The following is a 16,945-nucleotide window of genomic DNA, read 5'->3' as shown; positions in this document are numbered from 1 at the left end:
ACGATGCTGGCGGCCCGACTGCATCTCCCCTCGCACACTTTGTCCATGGAGCAGGTCCCCAAGCCGGTGCCCGGCGCGGGCGAGGTCCTGGTCAAGGTCGAGGCCGCGGGCGTCTGCCTGTCCGACGTGCACCTCATCGACGGCGGACTGCAGCCGCAGCTGCTCGAGGGCGACACGGTCACCCTCGGCCACGAGGTCGCCGGGACGATCGCGGAGGTGGGGCCGGACGTCACCGGCCTCGCCGTGGACGATCGGGTGGCATTGCAGGCGGGCGAGCTGCGCAAGGGCATGGTCTACACGCGTGGCGTCGACTACGACGGCGGCTGGGCCGAATACGCGCTCGCCACAGCCGAGTCCGTGATCCGGATACCGGACAGCCTGCCGTTCGAGCAGGCGGCGATCATCCCGGACGCGGTCTCGACGCCATGGGCCGCGATCACCGCGACCGGTGATGTTCGCCCGGCGCAGGCCGTCGCGGTCTGGGGCATCGGCGGGCTCGGCGCGCATGCGGTGCAGTTGCTGCGCATCGCCGGCGCCTATCCGATCATCGCGGTCGACCCGAACGCCGCCGCCCGGGATCGGGCCGTCGAGTTCGGGGCGGATCTGGCGCTCGACTCGGCCGACCCCGAGCTGGCGAAGAAGATCAAGCAGGCCACCGGCGGTACGGGCGTCGAGGTCGCGTTCGACTTCGCCGGCGTGGCCGCGGTGCGCGAGCAGGCGCTCCGGGTGCTGGCGCTTCAGGGGCGGCTGGTGTTGATCGGCATCGTCAACGAACCCTTGACCATCAAGTACAGCGCGCCGTTTGTAGTCGCCCAGCAACAGATTCGCGGGCACTACGGTTCGGGTCCCACCCACGTGCCGCAGCTGATTCGGCTGACCGCCGGTGGGCGCCTTGACCTTTCGCGTTCGATCAGCGGCGTGTTCCCGCTGGCCGAAGCCCCCGCCGTGGTCGACCGGCTCGTCCGCAAAGAGGGCGACCCGATCCGACTCATCCTGCGTCCCTGACGGATCGGGAGTCCCATGTTCATCGCGATCGCGGCCACGATGACGGTCATCCTCATCTGGTCCTGCCTGTCCCGCTCGATGGCTCGCTGGAAGGTGACCGCACCGCTGGCCATGGTGGTGGTCGGCGCGGTGGTGAGCTGGAGCAGCGATCACTGGCTGGCCACCGCGGTCAACACCGATTCGGCGCAGCGGGTCGTCGAATTCATCTTGGCGCTGTTCCTGTTCACCGACGCGACGGAGGTGCGCAAGGGACTGACCGGCCGTCGGCGCACGGGCGTCTTCCGGCTGCTGTTCATCGCCTTCCCGCTGAGCCTCGCCGCCGCGTATCTGCTGGGATTCGCTCTCCTGCCGGGCATTTCATGGACGGTGATCCTGTTGATCGCCTGCATCGTGGTCCCCATCGACCTGGTGCCCGCGCAGGCGATCGTGCGGGATCTGCGGGTGCCGGAACGGGTTCGGCACGCGCTCAATGTGGAGAGCGGGTTCAACGACGGGCTGGTCGCGCCGATCTTCCTGTTCGCGCTGGCCGCCGCGGAGGCGAGCGCGGAGTCGGATCAAGCGCTGCACGCGCTCGGGCAGGCGGTGCCCGCGGTGGTGAAGTCGGTGCTCATCGGCCTGCCGATCGGCGCGCTGGCCGGGTATTGCATGTCTGTGGCGGCGCGCAAACAATGGACGGACGCGCGGGCCGTGCGCATCGGGACGATCGCGATTCCCGTGCTGACCTACAGCGTCGCGGTGTGGCTGGACGGCAACGGCTTCGTGGCGGCCTTCCTCGCGGGCATCGCCTACAGCACGCTGCGCCGCGAATTGCCCGGCGAGCCACTGCAATCGACCGAGGACGTGGCCGAGTTCGCCGGTCTGGCAATGTGGTTCGCGGTCGGCAACGTCGCGGCGGCGACGTTCACCTGGCTCAGCTGGCAGGTCGTCGTGTACGGACTGCTCGCGTTGACGGTGGTTCGCTTGATTCCCGTCGGGTTGTCGTTGCTCGGCTCGGCCTTCACCCAGCGCGAGCGACTCATGATCGGCCTACTGGGTCCGCGCGGTGTCGCGTCGATCGTGTTCGCACTGCTCGCGTTCAATGGACTGCGCGATGACGAGGACGCGTTCCTCGTGATCGGCGTGACGCTGGTGGTGGTCGTCGGCAGCGTCTTCCTGCACGGAATCGGCGCCCCGCTCGTCGCCGAGCATCTCGGCAAGCGGCGACGCGACAGCGCGCCGAAGTAGCAGGCGCACACCCCGGGGCAGATGTCAGAAGCATGTTGCGCTTCTGGGGGTTAACCCCTAATACCCAAGGTTGAAAGTTTCCGCATACCTGCCAACACCCGTGACCTTTCGGTCGAAATGCGCGAGAGTGAGACCGTGCAGTCGGTGCTGCGCCGGGTATGCCGGGGGCGCCCGCAAAGCGGCGGCGACACAGTTGATCCCGACCTGCCGACGGGTTGCGCGCCAGCGACCGCTGTGCGTCATCGCGTGGGCAGACCGCAGCGGGGGATGGTGAACGAACAGTTCACCGCAGAGTGAAAGGATCCATGTTGTTCTCCACAACCAAGTCCACGAATTCGCGCCGCGTGCTGGCCCGCGTGGCCGTCGCCGGCGCGATCGTCGCGGTTCCGTTGACCGCGTTGGCGATTCCCGCCTCGGCCGACACGCAGGTCGGCGTCCCCGGTGTCACCGAGGTCCGGCATCACCATCCGCGCCACGATCCCAACTGCGACTTCGGTCCGTTCAAGAACTGGCGCTGCAACAACGGCCCGTTCTCCGGCAACGACCAGGATCCGTTCTGGCAGTTCCGGCAGAACCGTCCGCACGGGCTGTTCGGCAGCAGCTAGAACGCTGCGGCCCGGCCCCATTGCGGAGCCGGGCCGTTCCCGTCTCGGCGAACGTTTCGGTCGCACCCAGTAAGCAGCCGGACGATCAGCCACTGAATTCGGTCAGGGACAATACGTTTCCGTCCGGATCGGTGAACCAGGCGACCTGGTCACCGCCCGGCGTGGTCCAGACACCGTTGTCGGCCTGCCCGATTCCGTCGTACCGCACGAATTCCACACCGCGCGAGACGAGTGCGGCGACCGAGCCGGCGATATCCGCGACCGCCCACCCCAGCACCGTGAACGGTTGCGGGACCAGCTTCTCCACCGCGGTGACCCGAATCATGGTGCCGCCGTTACGCACCACGCACGCGAGCGAACGGGGTCACCTCGACGATCTCCAGTCCCAGCACCTCATTGTAGAACCGGCGCGAGCGTTCCAGATCGGTCGACGGCGCGAACGCGATGACTTCGGCCGCTGCGAGAGGCGTCATGGGCGAAGGCTACCGGCACCACCCGTTCTCGACGGACAATTTCGGCGCGACATAGACGGTATTCATCTGGTCGGCGGCGAGAATGTCCGCGCAGACCGGACCCCGTCCGCACACAACAGCGGCCCGGCACCACTCGGTGCCGGGCCGCTGTTCAGCTGAAACTCAAGCGGTTTCGGTGATCGGCCGGTCGACCCAGCTCATCAGGCCGCGCAGCTTGGCGCCGGTGACCTCGATCGGGTGCTCGGCGTTGGCCTTGCGCAGACCCTCGAGCTCCTTGTTGCCGCCCTCGACGTTGGCGACGAGGCGCTTGACGAAGGTGCCGTCCTGGATGTCCTTGAGGATGTCCTGCATGCGCTTCTTGGTGTCGGCGTCGATGACCCGCGGCCCGGACAGGTACCCACCGAACTCGGCGGTGTCGGAGACCGAGTAGTTCATCCGGGCGATGCCGCCCTCGTACATCAGGTCGACGATGAGCTTGAGCTCGTGCAGCACCTCGAAGTACGCCATCTCCGGCGCGTAACCGGCCTCGACCATGACCTCGAAGCCGGTCTTGACCAGCTCTTCGGTGCCGCCGCAGAGCACGGCCTGCTCGCCGAACAGGTCGGTCTCGGTCTCTTCCTTGAAGGTGGTCTTGATGACGCCGGCGCGGGCGCCACCGATCGCCTTCGCGTAGGACAGCGCGAGCGCCTGGCCCTCACCCTTCGGGTCCTGGTCGACGGCGATCAGGGCGGGCACGCCCTTGCCGTCGACGAACTGACGGCGCACCAGGTGGCCGGGCCCCTTCGGGGCGACCATCGCGACGGTGATGAACTCCGGCGCCTTGATCAGGCCGAAGTGGATGTTGAGGCCGTGGCCGAAGAACAGCGCGTCGCCGTCCTTGAGGTTGGGCTCGATGTCGTTGGTGAAGATCGACGCCTGCGCGGTGTCGGGGGCGAGCACCATGATCACGTCGGCCCACGCCGAGACCTCGGCCGGGGTGCCGACGGTCAGGCCCGCCTCTTCGGCCTTCGGGCGCGACTTCGAACCCTCCGCGAGGCCGACCCGGACCTCGACGCCGGAGTCGCGCAGGCTCAGCGAGTGCGCGTGCCCCTGGCTGCCGTAGCCGATGACCGCGACCTTGCGGCCCTGGATGATCGACAGGTCGGCGTCGTCGTCGTAGAACATCTCGACTGCCACTTGGTTGGTTCCCTTCTGGATACTGTGCTTAGGTCTGAAAGTTGTTTAGTTGGAAGCGAATCAGCTGGTCAGCCGGTCCTTTCGGCTGGCCCATCGAACGCAGCGCGGCACGGCGGCGAGCGCTAGCGAGTCGCCGTGATCGACTTGGGCCCACGGCCCACCGCGACCACACCGGACTGCACGATCTCCCGGATGCCGAACGGCTCCAGCATGCGCAGCAGCGCGTCGAGCTTGGACCGGGTTCCGGTGGCCTCGACGGTGAGCGCGTCCGGCGAGACGTCGATCACTTTCGCCCGGAAGAGCGTAACCGCCTCGATCACCTGGGTCCGCACGCTGGCATCGGCGCGGACCTTCACCAGGATCAGTTCGCGGGCCACCGAGGTGTCGGAATCCTGCTCCACGATCTTGATGACGTTGATCAGCTTGTTCAGCTGCTTGGTGACCTGCTCGAGCGGCAGGTCCTCGACGGTGACGACGATGGTCATCCGGGAGATCTCCGGAATCTCGGTGCCGCCGACCGCGAGCGACTCGATATTGAAGCCGCGCCGGGAGAACAGCGCCGCAACTCGGGCCAGCACGCCGGGCTTGTCCTCGACAAGCACACTCAGCGTGTGAGTTGTACTCATGCCTCCACCTCGCTAGCGCTCGGCTCCGGCACGAGCACACTCGTAGTTGTGTCTTTTGTTCGCTCGCTGCGCTCGCTCATGCCTCGCTCACCTTGTTCTTCTCATGCGACATCGCCTCGTGGATGACCGCAGGCTCGGAGGCCTGCTCGTCGTCGTCGAACAGCGGGCGGATGCCGTGGGCGGCCATGATCTCGTCGTTGCTGGTGCCCGCGGCGACCATCGGCCACACCTGGGCGTCCTTGCCGACGATGAAGTCGATCACCACCGGTCGGTCGTTGATGGCCTGCGCCTGGCGGATCGCGTCCTCCACGTCCTCCTCGCGCTCGACCCGGATGCCGACGCAGCCGAGCGCCTCGGCGAGCTTCACGAAGTCGGGGATGCGCAGGGTGTGCGTGCCGAGGTCGGTATTGGAGTAGCGCTCCTGGTAGAACAGCGTCTGCCACTGGCGGACCATGCCCAGGTTGCCATTGTTGATCAGCGCGACCTTGATCGGCACGCCCTCGACGGCACAGGTGGCCAGCTCCTGATTGGTCATCTGGAAGCAGCCGTCACCGTCGACCGCCCACACCTCTTTGTCCGGCATGCCCATCTTGGCGCCCATGGCCGCCGGGACGGCGTAACCCATGGTGCCCAGACCGCCGGAATTCAGCCAGGTGCGCGGCTTTTCGTACTTGATGAACTGCGCGGCCCACATCTGGTGCTGGCCGACGCCGGCACAGTAGATGGCGTCGGGTCCGGCGAGGCGGCCGAGCGCGTCGATGACGTACTCGGGCGAGAGCGAGCCGTCGCTGGGCGCGGTCCAGCCGAGCGGGTAGCTCTTGCGGACGCCGTCCAGGTACTTCCACCATTCGGTGAGGTCGAGCAGCGGGGACTTGGCGGCCGGATCGGCCTTGAGGGTCTCGATCAGTTCGACGATCACCTCGCGGCAGTCGCCGACGATCGGCACGTCCGCGTGCCGGTTCTTGCCGATCTCGGCCGGATCGATGTCGGCGTGGATCACCCGAGCGTCCGGCGCGAACGAGTCCAGCTGGCCGGTGACCCGGTCGTCGAACCGGGCGCCGAGGGTGATCAGCAGGTCCGAACGTTGCAGGGCGGCAACCGCGCCCACGGTGCCGTGCATGCCGGGCATCCCCATGTTGAGCTGGTGGCTGTCCGGGAACGCGCCGCGCGCCATCAGCGTGGTGACCACTGGGATACCGGTCATCTCGGCCAGCTCGAGCAGCTCGGCCGAGGCGTCCGCCTTGATCACGCCGCCGCCGACGTAGAGCACCGGCGACTTGGCTTCCAAGATCATCCGCGCGGCCTCGCGCACCTGCTTGCCGTGCGGCTTGGTCACCGGACGGTAGCCGGGCAGGCGCATCTCCGGCGGCCAGCTGAAGGTCGTCTGTGTCTGCAGCACGTCCTTCGGGATGTCGACCAGCACCGCGCCCGGGCGACCGCTGGCCGCCAGGTAGAACGCCTCGGCGATGATGCGCGGGATGTCCACGCCCTCGGTGATGAGGAAGTTGTGCTTGGTGATCGGCATGGTGATGCCGGAGATGTCGGCCTCTTGGAAGGCGTCCGTGCCGATCAGGCCGCGGCCGACCTGGCCGGTGAGCGCGACGATCGGCACCGAGTCCATCTGCGCGTCGGCGATCGGCGTGACCAGGTTGGTCGCACCCGGACCCGAGGTCGCCATGCAGACGCCGACCCGGCCGGTGGCCTGGGCATAGCCGGTCGCGGCATGACCCGCGCCCTGCTCGTGCCGGACCAGCACGTGGCGCACCTTGGTCGAGTCGAACAGCGGGTCGTAGACCGGGAGAATCGCGCCACCGGGAATGCCGAATACGGTGTCGACGCCGAGCTCCTCGAGCGTGCGGACGACCGACTGCGCGCCGGTGACCCGCTCGGGCGGGAGCTGGCGGCGGTTGGCCGACGTCGTCGAACTGCCAGCGGGCGCGCTCGGCTGATTAGCCGAGGGCGCTGGCCTGCGGGCCGAGGGCCCGGGCCGTGCGGTTGGTGCACTCACCGTCTTCGTTCCTAACTGCTTGTCGTTCTGACCCCGGATTTGTGTCTGACATGCGGTGTCTTGCGACTCGCCATGCCGGACAGACCGTCCGAACACAAAAAAGCCCCCGACAGCGCATGGCTGTTCGAGGGTGGCGCGTCGCAACGCGAGCTGACGTATTCGACTCAGATAGTCAGGCTCAACGCTGGACGCGCCGGCCGATTACGAGAAGCTCGTTTCGATTCACGCGCATGACGGTATGTGTGCGTGAGCCGAAGAGTCAAACAGGTCCCATTATGTGGGATAGTGCGGCTGTTTGGTCCTTCACCAGGGATGCGAGGATGGTGGTGTGTCATCACCGCATCAGTCCGTGCCACCGGCTAAATCGTCCCACACCGCCACCGAGGGATCGGATACGGGTGGCGGCTCGGCTGCCACTGTGATCCGCATCCCACGCCTGGCCTTCCTAGGCGTGTTCATCCTGTTCATGTGCGTGTTCTTCATGTTCGTGGGCTGGCCGATCGGGTTGTGGTGGTTGCTGCTGATTCCCGTCGCGGTAACCGTCTGGGTGCTGCGGACGCAGACCACGGTCTCCGAATCCGGGCTGGATCTGCGGACGGTTTTCGGGTCGCGGCACCTCGACTGGTCTCAGCTGAAGGGGGTGCGGATCCCGAAACGTGGATACGTCCGCGCCGACCTGATCGACGGCACCGAGATGAAGTTGCCCGCGGTGAGTTACGACCGGGTGCGCGATCTCGCGCTCGCGTCGCAGGGCCGGATTCCGGACCCGTACGCGGTGCCCCCGGCCGCCCCGAAGTCAGCGGAAGCCGCTGATTCCGCGACGGACGCCACCCCCGGCGAGCCCGCCGACGGCAAGGGCGACCGCGCCGAGTAGTGCCGCCGCACACCTCCTGATTTCCCGCACACGCCATCGCATGCGATTCGGTATGCGGGAAATCACCAGGTGTGCGGGTGACGAGCGCCGTTGCTCGATGCGGCGATGACACCGCGACGAGCGCGAGCAGGAACAATCGCCGACGGTAGGATGTTGTCGGCGAAGCAGTGACCGTGTCGGGAGGACCGATCTCCGGCTCGCACACCGCCACCCGACGGGCCGGCAACTCCGGCGAACCGTCAGCGTCGACGATCACCATTCGCGGCGACACCAGCACGGACTGACACCGAGAACGGATCGGGACGACGGCCACGAGCCGCCCCGACCGGCAGGTAGGCCGACCGCCACGCGGGAGTACCGTGGAACGGCCGCCGAGCTAACTCTGCGCAGTCGCACCCCAGCCCCCGCGACCCAGATCGAGGACCATCAATGCCACCGCTTCGTTCACGCACCACCACCGTCGGCCGCAATGCCGCAGGCGCCCGCGCACTCTGGCGCGCCACCGGCATGACCGACTCCGACTTCGGCAAGCCGATCGTCGCCATCTCGAACTCCTACACCCAGTTCGTGCCGGGCCACGTGCACTTGAAGAACGTCGGCGAGATCGTGGCCGAGGCGGTGCGCGCCGCCGGTGGCGTGCCCCGCGAATTCCACACCATCGCGGTCGACGACGGCATCGCGATGGGCCACGGCGGCATGCTCTACTCGCTGCCCTCGCGCGAAATCATCGCCGACTCGGTCGAATACATGGTGAACGCGCACACCGCCGACGCGCTGGTGTGCATCTCCAACTGCGACAAGATCACCCCGGGCATGCTCAATGCCGCTATGCGGCTGAACATTCCGACCGTGTTCGTCTCCGGCGGGCCGATGGAGGCCGGTAAGGCCGTGGTCGTCGGCGGGGTCGCGCAGGCGCCGACCGACCTGATCACCGCGATCTCCGCGAGCGCGAATCAGGCTGTGTCCGAAGAGGGTTTGAGCGAGGTCGAGCGGTCCGCCTGTCCGACCTGCGGCTCCTGCTCGGGCATGTTCACCGCGAACTCGATGAACTGCCTCACCGAGGCGCTCGGACTCGCGTTGCCGGGCAACGGTTCCACGCTGGCCACCCATGCCGCGCGCCGGTCGCTGTTCGAGCGGGCGGGCACCGTGGTGGTCGACATCGCCAACCGCTGGTACCGCGAGGACGACGCGTCCGTGCTGCCCCGGAACATCGCCAACGCCAAGGCTTTCCGCAACGCGATGGCGCTGGACGTGGCGATGGGCGGCTCGACCAACACCGTGCTGCACACCCTCGCCGCCGCGCAGGAGGGCGAGATCGACTTCGACCTGCACACCATCGAGGAGACCAGCCGCCGGGTGCCGACCCTGTCCAAGGTCTCGCCGAACTCCGACTACCACATGGAGGACGTGCACCGGGCCGGCGGCATCCCCGCCATCCTCGGCGAACTGCGCCGTGCGGGCCTGCTGGAAACGGACGTGAGCACCGTGCACACGCGCAGTTTCGACGAGTGGCTCGACACCTGGGACATCCGCTCCGGCAAGGCCTCCGAGGAAGCGATCGAGCTGTTCCATGCCGCGCCGGGCGGCGTGCGCACGGTCGAGCCGTTCTCCACCGAGAACCGCTGGTCCTCGCTCGACACCGACGCGGCCGGCGGCTGCATCCGCGACTACGAGCACGCCTACACCCGGGAGGGCGGGCTGGTCGTGTTGCGCGGCAACATCGCTCCGGACGGGGCCGTGCTGAAGACCGCGGGGATCGACGAAGAGCTGTTCACCTTCCAGGGGCCCGCGCTCGTCGTGGAATCCCAGGAGGAGGCGGTGTCGGCGATCCTCGGTAAGAAGATCAAGGCCGGCGACGTGCTGGTCGTCCGCTACGAGGGCCCCGCGGGCGGGCCGGGCATGCAGGAGATGCTGCACCCCACCGCCTTCCTGAAGGGCGCCGGCCTCGGCAAGCAGTGCGCGCTGATCACCGACGGTCGCTTCTCCGGCGGCACCTCCGGCCTGTCCATCGGCCACATCTCCCCCGAGGCGGCCAGCGGCGGCACCATAGGCCTCATCGAAACCGGCGACCAGATCCGCATCGACGTCAGCACCCGCGCGCTCGAGGTCCTCGTCGACGACGCCGTCCTCGCCGAGCGTCGCGCGAAAATGGAAGCCTCCGAACGCCCTTGGCAACCGGTCAACCGCGACCGTACCGTCACCACCGCCCTGCGCGCCTACGCCGCTCTGGCCACCTCGGCCGACAAGGGCGCCGTCCGCCACGTCCCGTAACCTCCACCACCCCAACCCCATCCGGCGCTCCTCCTTCGAGGGGCGCCGGATCTCGTTCTCCCCCAGCCCATCCCCGCACGAGGCATATCCTGACACCCGCCGGGCGGCCGATAGACGAGCGGCGCCCCTCGAAAGTTCAAGGGGCGCCGGAGGATTGGGGTGGGGTGGATCAGTCGAACGGGCCGATGCCGGTGAAGGGGTTGCCGCCGTGGAGGTACCAGTAGGTGGCTACGGCGGCGGCTACGGCGAGGAGCAGGACTACGAAGGAGCCGGCGAAGGGGCGGGTGGCCCAGCCGCGGTTGCGGTCGAAGGCCCAGCGGCCGGGGCCGGTCAGGATGATGACGGCGGCGGTGCCGGCCAGGATGCTTTCGAGTTCGACGCCGGTGGGGACGGCGGCCTTGAATTGGAAGCCGGGGAGCATGCCTTGTTTCCAGGCCCAGGCGTCCAGGATGACCGCGAGCACCGCGCCCGCGGCCAACGGGGTGGCCAGGCCGAGCACGAGCAGCGCGCCGCCGCCGACTTCGCCGATGGTGACCAGGATGGCCGCCAGCGTCGGGTGATCCCAGCCGCCGTTCTCCATCATGTCGCGGGTGCCGTCGAGGCCGGGGCCGTTGAACCAGCCGGTCAGCTTCTGCAGACCGTGGTAGATGAACACGCCGCCGACCATCAGGCGCAGCAGGAACAGGCCGAAATCCAGTGTGCCGCGACGGTTGTCGCCGTTGCGGCGGCGCAGCCTGCCGGTGTCGGTGGGCGCGTTCGCGGCGGGCGGGATGCTGGCGTAGGCGTAGGCGGGCGGCGCTTCCGGCGAGGTGCCGCTCGCGTCGACCGACGGGACCTGCGGGTCCAAGCCGAGCTCGTCGTCCGTGCGTGGCACGTCCTTGGTCAACTTGGGAAACTGCTCGGTCGGCGAATCGAACGGAGAACTCACACCTCGACCGGTGGACGACACCGCCGACTGCTCGGCCGTGGACGGCACGGAACGCTGGGCCGCCGAGGGGTCGGATGTGTCTTTCGGCTTCTCGGTCACGGCCAATACCCTATGCTGCGCCGCCGCACAGCGGGCCCCTAACACCACGGCGTGGTGGTCGGCTTTTAAAACATGTGCGCCCATCGGTGGGCCGGAGGGGCGCGGACGGAGGGTTTTCCGTAACGTCTGAGCTATGAGGTTGGTTGTCGTTGGTCGCGTTGCGGCGAGCTTGGCGCTCGGGTCCGTGCTGGTGACCGGATGCGCGCGGTTCGATGACTCGGCATCGAGCCCGTTCACGCCGGAACCGACGTTGCACGGAGCGAACATCGACCCGAAGAAACCGTCGCAGCCGCCGACCTCGACCACCCGGCCCAGCGGGCCGTGCATCGACCCGGATCCGGCGGTGGTGGCCACCTGCCTGGACACCACGGGCGGGCTGGTCGCGCTCGGCGACGGCGCACTGGTCGCCGAGCGGCGCACCGGACGCATCCTGAAGGTGGCGCCGGATACGCCGCCGAGCGAGTTCGCGCAGGTGGATGTCGACAGCTCCGGCGACGGCGGGCTCAGCGACATCGCGCTCTCCCCGACCTTCTCGGAGGACGGGCTGATCTACGCCTACATCACCACCCCCAGCGACAACCGGGTGATCCGCATCGCCCGCGGCGGCGGCGCGCCCAAGCCCATCCTGACCGGAATCCCGAAGGGCCCCACCGGAAACCACGGGGCCATCGACTTCGCCACGCCGACCCAGATGCTGGTGCTGACCGGCGACTCCGGCAATCCCGGCGCCGCGAGCTCCCCGTCCTCGCTGGCGGGCAAGCTCCTGCGGGTGAACTCCCCCGCGCCGGGCGCCACCGCGGAGATCGCGGTGTCGGGCATCGGCGTCGCGGGTGACGTCTGCCGGGACAGCAAGGACAGCGTCTGGATCACCGACCGCACCGCCGTCGAGGATCGGTTGCAGCGGCTCGGCGCCGACGGCGTGGTGACCACCGCGTGGACCTGGCCGGACCGGCCCGGCGTCGCGGGCTGCGCGGCCGCGACCGACGGCGTCGCCATCTCGCTCACCAAGGCCAAGGCACTCGCCATCGCCGCGGCCGACGCCACCACGCACGCGGTCACCTCGGCCCCGACGCTGATCGCGCAGGACAAGTACGGCCAGCTCGGCGGGGCCGCGGTCGGCGCGGACGGCGCGATCTGGGTGGGCACGGTGAACAAGACCGACGGCCAGCCGACGCCGAATGACGATCGGGTAGTGCGCATTCCGCCGCCGCAGGCGGGTGGCAACGGCCCGGACTAGACACCGGGGTGAACGTAACAGGGCCGGCTCTACGGAGTCGGCCCCGTTGCGTTGTGCGCGAACGACTTCGGGGGGCGCACGCCGAACGGGTCACCACCCGCCCCGGTGCAGCGTCATCGAATATGCTCCGGCGCTGGCACTTTCTGTCCAACGCCGCCGTGTGGACCATCGCGGCGGGACCACGAGCCGGTCCTGCCGAAACTCAGCAGGACCGGCGGCGAACCACCTGAACGCGTTGCGAGACAGCCGAACTCAGCTGCAAGCGGCGATCACGAGTTCACGCACGCGGGCCGCGTCGGCCTGCCCGCGGGTCGCCTTCATGACATCGCCGACGATCTTGCCCGCGGCCTGCACCTTGCCGGAGCGGATCTTCTCGGCGATGTCCGGGTTGGCCGCGAGCGCCTTCTCCACCTCGGACTGCAACGCGCTGTCGTCGCTGACCATGCCGAGCCCCTTGGCCTCGACGATCTGCGCGGGCTCGCCCTCGCCGGCCAGCACGAAGTCGACGACCTGCTTGGCGACCTTGTTGTTCACCGTCTTCGCCTCGACCAGATTGATCACCTCGGCCACCTGGGCCGGGGTGATCGGCAGCTCCTCGAGCGAAACCTCGCGCTCCTTGGCCTTTTCGGTGAGGTAGGCGACCCACCACGAGCGGGCCTCGTTGGCGGGGGCGCCCGCGTCGACGGTCGCGATGATCAGGTCGAGTGCGCCCGCGTTCACCAGGTCGCGCATGACCTCGTCGGACAGGTTCCAGTCGGTCTGGATCCGAGCGCGGCGCAGCCACGGGTACTCGGGAATGGTGCCGCGCAGCTGCTCGACCCAGTCTGCTTCCGGCGCAACGGGTTCCAGGTCCGGCTCGGGGAAGTAGCGATAGTCCTCGGAGGTTTCCTTGATCCGGCCCGACGAGGTGCTGCCGTCGGTCTCGTGAAAGTGCCTGGTCTCCTGGACGATGGTGCCACCGTCGGCGAGCACGGCACCCTGGCGGCGCATCTCGTAGCGGACGGCGACCTCGACGCTCTTGAGCGAGTTCACGTTCTTGGTCTCGGTGCGGGTGCCGAATTCCTTGGCGCCGATCGCCATCAGCGACACGTTGGCGTCGCAGCGCAGCGAACCCTGCTCCATCTTGACGTCGGACACGTTGAGCGACTTGAGCACCTCGCGCAGCGCGGTCACGTACGCGCGGGCCACCTCGGGCGCGCGCTCCCCCGCGCCGGTGATCGGCTTGGTGACGATCTCGACCAGCGGCACGCCGGCCCGGTTGTAGTCGAGCAGCGAGTGGCTGGCCCCGTGGATGCGGCCGGTGGCGCCGCCGACGTGGGTCGACTTGCCGGTGTCCTCTTCCATGTGCGCGCGCTCGATCTCCACCCGGAAGGTGCTGCCGTCGTCGAGCAGCACGTCGAGGTGCCCGTCGGTGGCGATCGGCTCGTCGTACTGGCTGATCTGGTAGTTCTTCGGCTGGTCCGGGTAGAAGTAGTTCTTCCGGGCGAAGCGTCCCCACGGGGTGATGGAACAGTTCAGCGCCAGACCGATCCGGATCGCCGACTCCACACCCTTCTCGTTGACCACCGGCAGCGCACCGGGCAGGCCGAGGCAGACCGGGCACACCTGAGTGTTCGGCTCGGCACCGAATTCGGTCGGGCAGCCACAGAACATCTTGGTCGCGGTGTTCAGCTCGACGTGGACCTCCAGGCCGAGCACCGGCTCGAAGCGAGCGATGACGTCCGAGTAGTCCATCAAATCGAGTGTGGGTGTGCTCATGCCTGCGCCTCGCTAACGCTCGGCTCCGCCATGACCCCACAAGTGGCTGTGCCTAATTTCCGCTCGCTGCGCTCGCTCATGCGGAACATTCTATGTAAGCGCCCAAGCGCAGGCGCACGGGCTCCTAGGCGCCTACTTCGGCTGGATGCGCTGGGTCAACCAGCTTGTGACGAAGGTGAGAACCTCCGGCGAGATGGTCGTCTCGATGGTGGCGTACTCGGTGGGCAGGCCGGTCTGGGTGGGTTGCATGAGATGGTTCAGACCGGGGAAGACGTGCACGGTCGCGTCCGGGTCGGCGGCGAGGCCGGCGCGCATCGGCTGTTCGCTCTGGGCGGGCGGCACCTGGAGATCGTTGCCGCCGTAGAACGCGAGTACCGGAATGCGCAGGGCGGACAGCGCCGGCGCCGGATCGTAGGCGACGAGCGCGGCCAGATACGGCGTGATCCCCGCGGTGACCTCGGATTCCGGGGCCTGCTGGTCGGCGGGCTTGGCCGCGTTCTGCTTGCGCACGAGTTCCTTCGCGCCTGCCACGTCGCCCACCTTCAACAGCGCGGCCAGTTCGGTGGTTTCCCGCACCTGCTTGTCCACCACCTCGGCGGGGGCGCCGTTGGCCGCGGTGATCAACCGGGTCTGCTCGACGAGCACATCGGCGCCGGGCACGCCGGGTCCGGCCATCAAAATGGCGAACGCGACGCCGCTGTCGGGCCGCGCGGCCACCAGCGGCGCGAGGTAGCCGCCTTCGCTGTGGCCGAACAGCCCGACGCGCGCCGGGTCGATGTCCGGACGCCCGCGCAGGAACCCGACACCGGCCGCGGCGTCGTTGGACAGGTCGGTGTAGTTCGCGTCGTCCAGCTTGCCGCCGGTGCCGCCGATGCCGCGGTCGTCGGTGCGCAGGACTGCGTAGCCCGCCCTGGTCAGCGTATCCGCGACCAGCAGGAAAGGCTTGTGGCCGAACAGTTCTTCGTCGCGATCCTGTGGTCCGCTGCCGGTGATCAGCAGGACCGCCGGAAACGGGCCGTTGCCTTCGGGTTTGGTGAGCGTGCCCGCGATGGTGATGTCGCCGCTGCGGTAGGTGACGTCCTCGGACTTGTACGGGAACGGCGGCTTCGGTTCCTGCGGGCGGTTCAGCGGGGCGACCTTACCGCGCTCCAGCGACAGCTTGAATGTCTTTCCGCTCTGGACGAAGTCACCCGCGATCCGGTCGGTGCCCTGGTCGAAGGCGCCCTGAAACTTCGGCTCACCGGGGACGTCGGCGATCGCGAAGGACACGCCGTCGCGGCTGGACCGCACGTCCTTCAGCTGCTTGTGCACCACCCCTTGCAACGGGATGTCGATGGTGGCCGTGTCCTTACCGGTGAACGTCACCCCGACCGGGATCGGCTGACCGGGAACCTCGATCACCCCGTGCCAATCACCGGTTGTCGGTTCCGGTGGATTCGAGTCCGACGAGCAACTCGCGACCAGAACACCGACAACGAACAGAACCAACGCGATCAGTCGCCCAGTGCGCATGCCTCAACACTACCGACCGCCGGTGACACCTCCGGCCCCTTCGCCCGGCCAGACCCGGGCCAGTTCCAGCAGTTGCCGCAGTTCGGTGTCGAAGTCCTGGGCCGCCGGAAACGGTTGCGGCACAGCCCCTGAGCTGGGCGGTAGGGCGCCCGACCGCCTCGATCGGGCGGCCTCCGCCAGGCGGCACGCGTACTCCCGCAATTGATCCTCGGCCCCGTCCGGGCGAGCCGCCGACGATTCGGCGCGGGCGGGCATGGCGGCCAGATAGGGGCCGAGATGCAGGAGCGCGTCCCGGATCTCGACGGTCATCCGCAACAGGCGGGCGGTCGTATCGCGCCGGGCCGGCCCGTCATGGGGAGACATCACGATCTCCGGGACCGCCGCGGTGACGTCTCGCCACAGTGGTCGCAACCGGCGGCAGACCCGCCCGTCCCGATCCAGTCCGGCATGCTCGAGCAGGTGCCCGATCACCGGCGCCGCGACCAGCGTGGTGGCGAAGAATCCGATACTGGTGCAGGCGATTTCGACCCGCACGAGATGCGGGTAGGGCAGCTGCCAGCCGCAGAACACTTCGCCCGTGACGAGCGCGACGTCGGTGTAGAAGGGCACGATGGACAGCAGCATCAGCACACACAGCGCCCGAACCAGCGGCCGGTGGTTCTCCGCGCGCAGCTCACGAACGCACAACCGGGTGAACACCAGCATGGACGCGACCAACGGCAGACTGTTCGCGGTCCAGAAGATCAGCCCACCCCAGTTCAGGTTGTGCTCGACCAGCCGCCCGGCACTCCCGGCGGACGGACCGGCCAGCATGATCACCACCGTCGAGACCACGGCGACCGCACAGTAGATCCGCTGGCGCCGCCAGGTCTGCGTCGACTCGGCGCCCGCCTCCCACAACCGGACCAGACCGTAGAGGTACATGACGATCATCGCGATGCACCCCAGCGCGAGCTGGTTCGGCACGCTGCGCACGCTCGCGATCGGCGTGCACCGGTACAGCACCAGACAGATCAGAAACCACAGCAGCATCCGATTGGCCAGCTGATCGAAGGTCGTCTTGCTGGTGAACAGCAGTCGGCCGACCCCGATCAGGGCGGTGTAGCCGATCACCGTCCACCCGACGGCATCGGAAATCGGCGATATCAA

General features: G+C 68.2%; 15 protein-coding genes. 6 read left to right on the top strand and 9 right to left on the bottom strand.

The features are described 5' to 3' along the window. Positions 1–45: 45 nt before the first annotated feature. The 3 genes from ACFYO1_RS05160 (at position 46) to ACFYO1_RS05150 (ending at position 2,834) form a co-directional block, all read left to right on the top strand. Positions 46–1,005 carry a zinc-binding dehydrogenase gene (locus ACFYO1_RS05160; RefSeq protein ID WP_387227345.1) on the top strand — a complete coding sequence of 320 codons (960 nt, stop codon included), beginning with the start codon at positions 46–48 and terminating at the stop codon, positions 1,003–1,005. 15 nt (positions 1,006–1,020) lie between these two features. Further along, positions 1,021–2,229, top strand: a complete 1,209-nt coding sequence (locus tag ACFYO1_RS05155; protein WP_387227343.1) for a cation:proton antiporter — start codon at positions 1,021–1,023, stop codon at positions 2,227–2,229. A 305-nt stretch (positions 2,230–2,534) separates the two neighbouring features. Continuing rightward, positions 2,535–2,834, top strand: coding sequence for a hypothetical protein (locus ACFYO1_RS05150; RefSeq protein WP_387227342.1), 300 nt, complete (start codon positions 2,535–2,537; stop codon positions 2,832–2,834). An 85-nt stretch (positions 2,835–2,919) separates the two neighbouring features. On the opposite strand, the gene ACFYO1_RS05145 is transcribed toward ACFYO1_RS05150, so the two are convergent. The 5 genes from ACFYO1_RS05145 to ACFYO1_RS05125 all read right to left on the bottom strand — a co-directional run bounded on the left by ACFYO1_RS05145 (position 2,920) and on the right by ACFYO1_RS05125 (position 7,117). Next, complete coding sequence (locus tag ACFYO1_RS05145) at positions 2,920–3,180, bottom strand: VOC family protein (protein WP_387227340.1); 261 nt, start codon at positions 3,178–3,180, stop codon at positions 2,920–2,922. Further along, entirely contained in the window at positions 3,170–3,307 is a 138-nt protein-coding gene (locus ACFYO1_RS05140) for a VOC family protein (protein ID WP_387227339.1), read from the bottom strand. The genes ACFYO1_RS05145 and ACFYO1_RS05140 overlap by 11 nt, the downstream gene beginning before the upstream one ends. Positions 3,308–3,469: 162 nt before the next feature. Beyond that, positions 3,470–4,471 (bottom strand): ketol-acid reductoisomerase, encoded by a 1,002-nt coding sequence (gene ilvC, locus ACFYO1_RS05135; RefSeq protein ID WP_378719792.1) that lies wholly within the window; start codon positions 4,469–4,471, stop codon positions 3,470–3,472. A gap of 134 nt (positions 4,472–4,605) precedes the next feature. Continuing rightward, on the bottom strand, positions 4,606–5,109 hold the full coding sequence (ilvN, locus tag ACFYO1_RS05130) for an acetolactate synthase small subunit (RefSeq protein ID WP_150405443.1): 504 nt from the start codon (positions 5,107–5,109) through the stop codon (positions 4,606–4,608). Positions 5,110–5,185: 76 nt separating this feature from the next. Further along, the gene (locus tag ACFYO1_RS05125) at positions 5,186–7,117 is read right to left on the bottom strand and encodes an acetolactate synthase large subunit (protein ID WP_387227337.1); all 1,932 of its coding nucleotides are present in this window, start codon (positions 7,115–7,117) and stop codon (positions 5,186–5,188) included. Between the two features lie 418 nt (positions 7,118–7,535). Here ACFYO1_RS05125 and ACFYO1_RS05120 point away from each other — a divergent pair, with 418 nt between their 5' ends. Next, the gene (locus tag ACFYO1_RS05120; protein WP_387227334.1) at positions 7,536–7,991 is read left to right on the top strand and encodes a PH domain-containing protein; all 456 of its coding nucleotides are present in this window, start codon (positions 7,536–7,538) and stop codon (positions 7,989–7,991) included. A gap of 429 nt (positions 7,992–8,420) precedes the next feature. Further along, positions 8,421–10,262 carry a dihydroxy-acid dehydratase gene (gene ilvD / locus ACFYO1_RS05115; RefSeq protein ID WP_387227332.1) on the top strand — a complete coding sequence of 614 codons (1,842 nt, stop codon included), beginning with the start codon at positions 8,421–8,423 and terminating at the stop codon, positions 10,260–10,262. 169 nt (positions 10,263–10,431) lie between these two features. On the opposite strand, the gene ACFYO1_RS05110 is transcribed toward ilvD, so the two are convergent. Next, positions 10,432–11,289, bottom strand: coding sequence for a DoxX family protein (locus ACFYO1_RS05110; RefSeq protein ID WP_387227330.1), 858 nt, complete (start codon positions 11,287–11,289; stop codon positions 10,432–10,434). 133 nt (positions 11,290–11,422) lie between these two features. On the opposite strand from ACFYO1_RS05110, the gene ACFYO1_RS05105 reads away from it, so the two are divergent. Next, complete coding sequence (locus tag ACFYO1_RS05105) at positions 11,423–12,526, top strand: PQQ-dependent sugar dehydrogenase (RefSeq protein WP_387227328.1); 1,104 nt, start codon at positions 11,423–11,425, stop codon at positions 12,524–12,526. A 252-nt stretch (positions 12,527–12,778) separates the two neighbouring features. Here the strand turns inward: ACFYO1_RS05105 and gatB are convergent, their stop codons facing one another. From gatB to ACFYO1_RS05090, 3 genes are all read right to left on the bottom strand, one after another. Beyond that, positions 12,779–14,284: an Asp-tRNA(Asn)/Glu-tRNA(Gln) amidotransferase subunit GatB gene (gatB, locus tag ACFYO1_RS05100; RefSeq protein WP_387227326.1), complete on the bottom strand. Its 1,506-nt coding sequence runs from the start codon at positions 14,282–14,284 to the stop codon at positions 12,779–12,781. A 132-nt stretch (positions 14,285–14,416) separates the two neighbouring features. Beyond that, positions 14,417–15,796 carry an alpha/beta hydrolase family protein gene (locus ACFYO1_RS05095; protein ID WP_387227324.1) on the bottom strand — a complete coding sequence of 460 codons (1,380 nt, stop codon included), beginning with the start codon at positions 15,794–15,796 and terminating at the stop codon, positions 14,417–14,419. Positions 15,797–15,805: 9 nt separating this feature from the next. Next, entirely contained in the window at positions 15,806–16,945 is a 1,140-nt protein-coding gene (locus ACFYO1_RS05090) for an MAB_1171c family putative transporter (protein WP_387227322.1), read from the bottom strand.

Origin of the sequence: Nocardia sp. NPDC006044, assembly GCF_042871115.1 — a bacterium.
Classification (GTDB): Bacteria; Actinomycetota; Actinomycetes; order Mycobacteriales; family Mycobacteriaceae; genus Nocardia.
This window is presented reverse-complemented; position numbering and strand designations above follow the sequence as displayed.

Bases quoted from the DNA above. Each gene is read 5' to 3' on its own strand.
- ACFYO1_RS05160 (WP_387227345.1), top strand. From the start codon at position 46: ATGGAGCAGGTCCCCAAGCCGGTGCCCGGCGCGGGCGAGGTCCTGGTC.
- ACFYO1_RS05155 (WP_387227343.1), top strand. From the start codon at position 1,021: ATGTTCATCGCGATCGCGGCCACGATGACGGTCATCCTCATCTGGTCC.
- ACFYO1_RS05150 (WP_387227342.1), top strand. From the start codon at position 2,535: ATGTTGTTCTCCACAACCAAGTCCACGAATTCGCGCCGCGTGCTGGCC.
- ACFYO1_RS05140 (WP_387227339.1), bottom strand. From the start codon at position 3,307: ATGACGCCTCTCGCAGCGGCCGAAGTCATCGCGTTCGCGCCGTCGACC.
- ilvC (WP_378719792.1), bottom strand. From the start codon at position 4,471: ATGTTCTACGACGACGACGCCGACCTGTCGATCATCCAGGGCCGCAAG.
- ilvN (WP_150405443.1), bottom strand. From the start codon at position 5,109: ATGAGTACAACTCACACGCTGAGTGTGCTTGTCGAGGACAAGCCCGGC.
- ilvD (WP_387227332.1), top strand. From the start codon at position 8,421: ATGCCACCGCTTCGTTCACGCACCACCACCGTCGGCCGCAATGCCGCA.
- ACFYO1_RS05105 (WP_387227328.1), top strand. From the start codon at position 11,423: ATGAGGTTGGTTGTCGTTGGTCGCGTTGCGGCGAGCTTGGCGCTCGGG.
- gatB (WP_387227326.1), bottom strand. From the start codon at position 14,284: ATGAGCACACCCACACTCGATTTGATGGACTACTCGGACGTCATCGCT.
- ACFYO1_RS05095 (WP_387227324.1), bottom strand. From the start codon at position 15,796: ATGCGCACTGGGCGACTGATCGCGTTGGTTCTGTTCGTTGTCGGTGTT.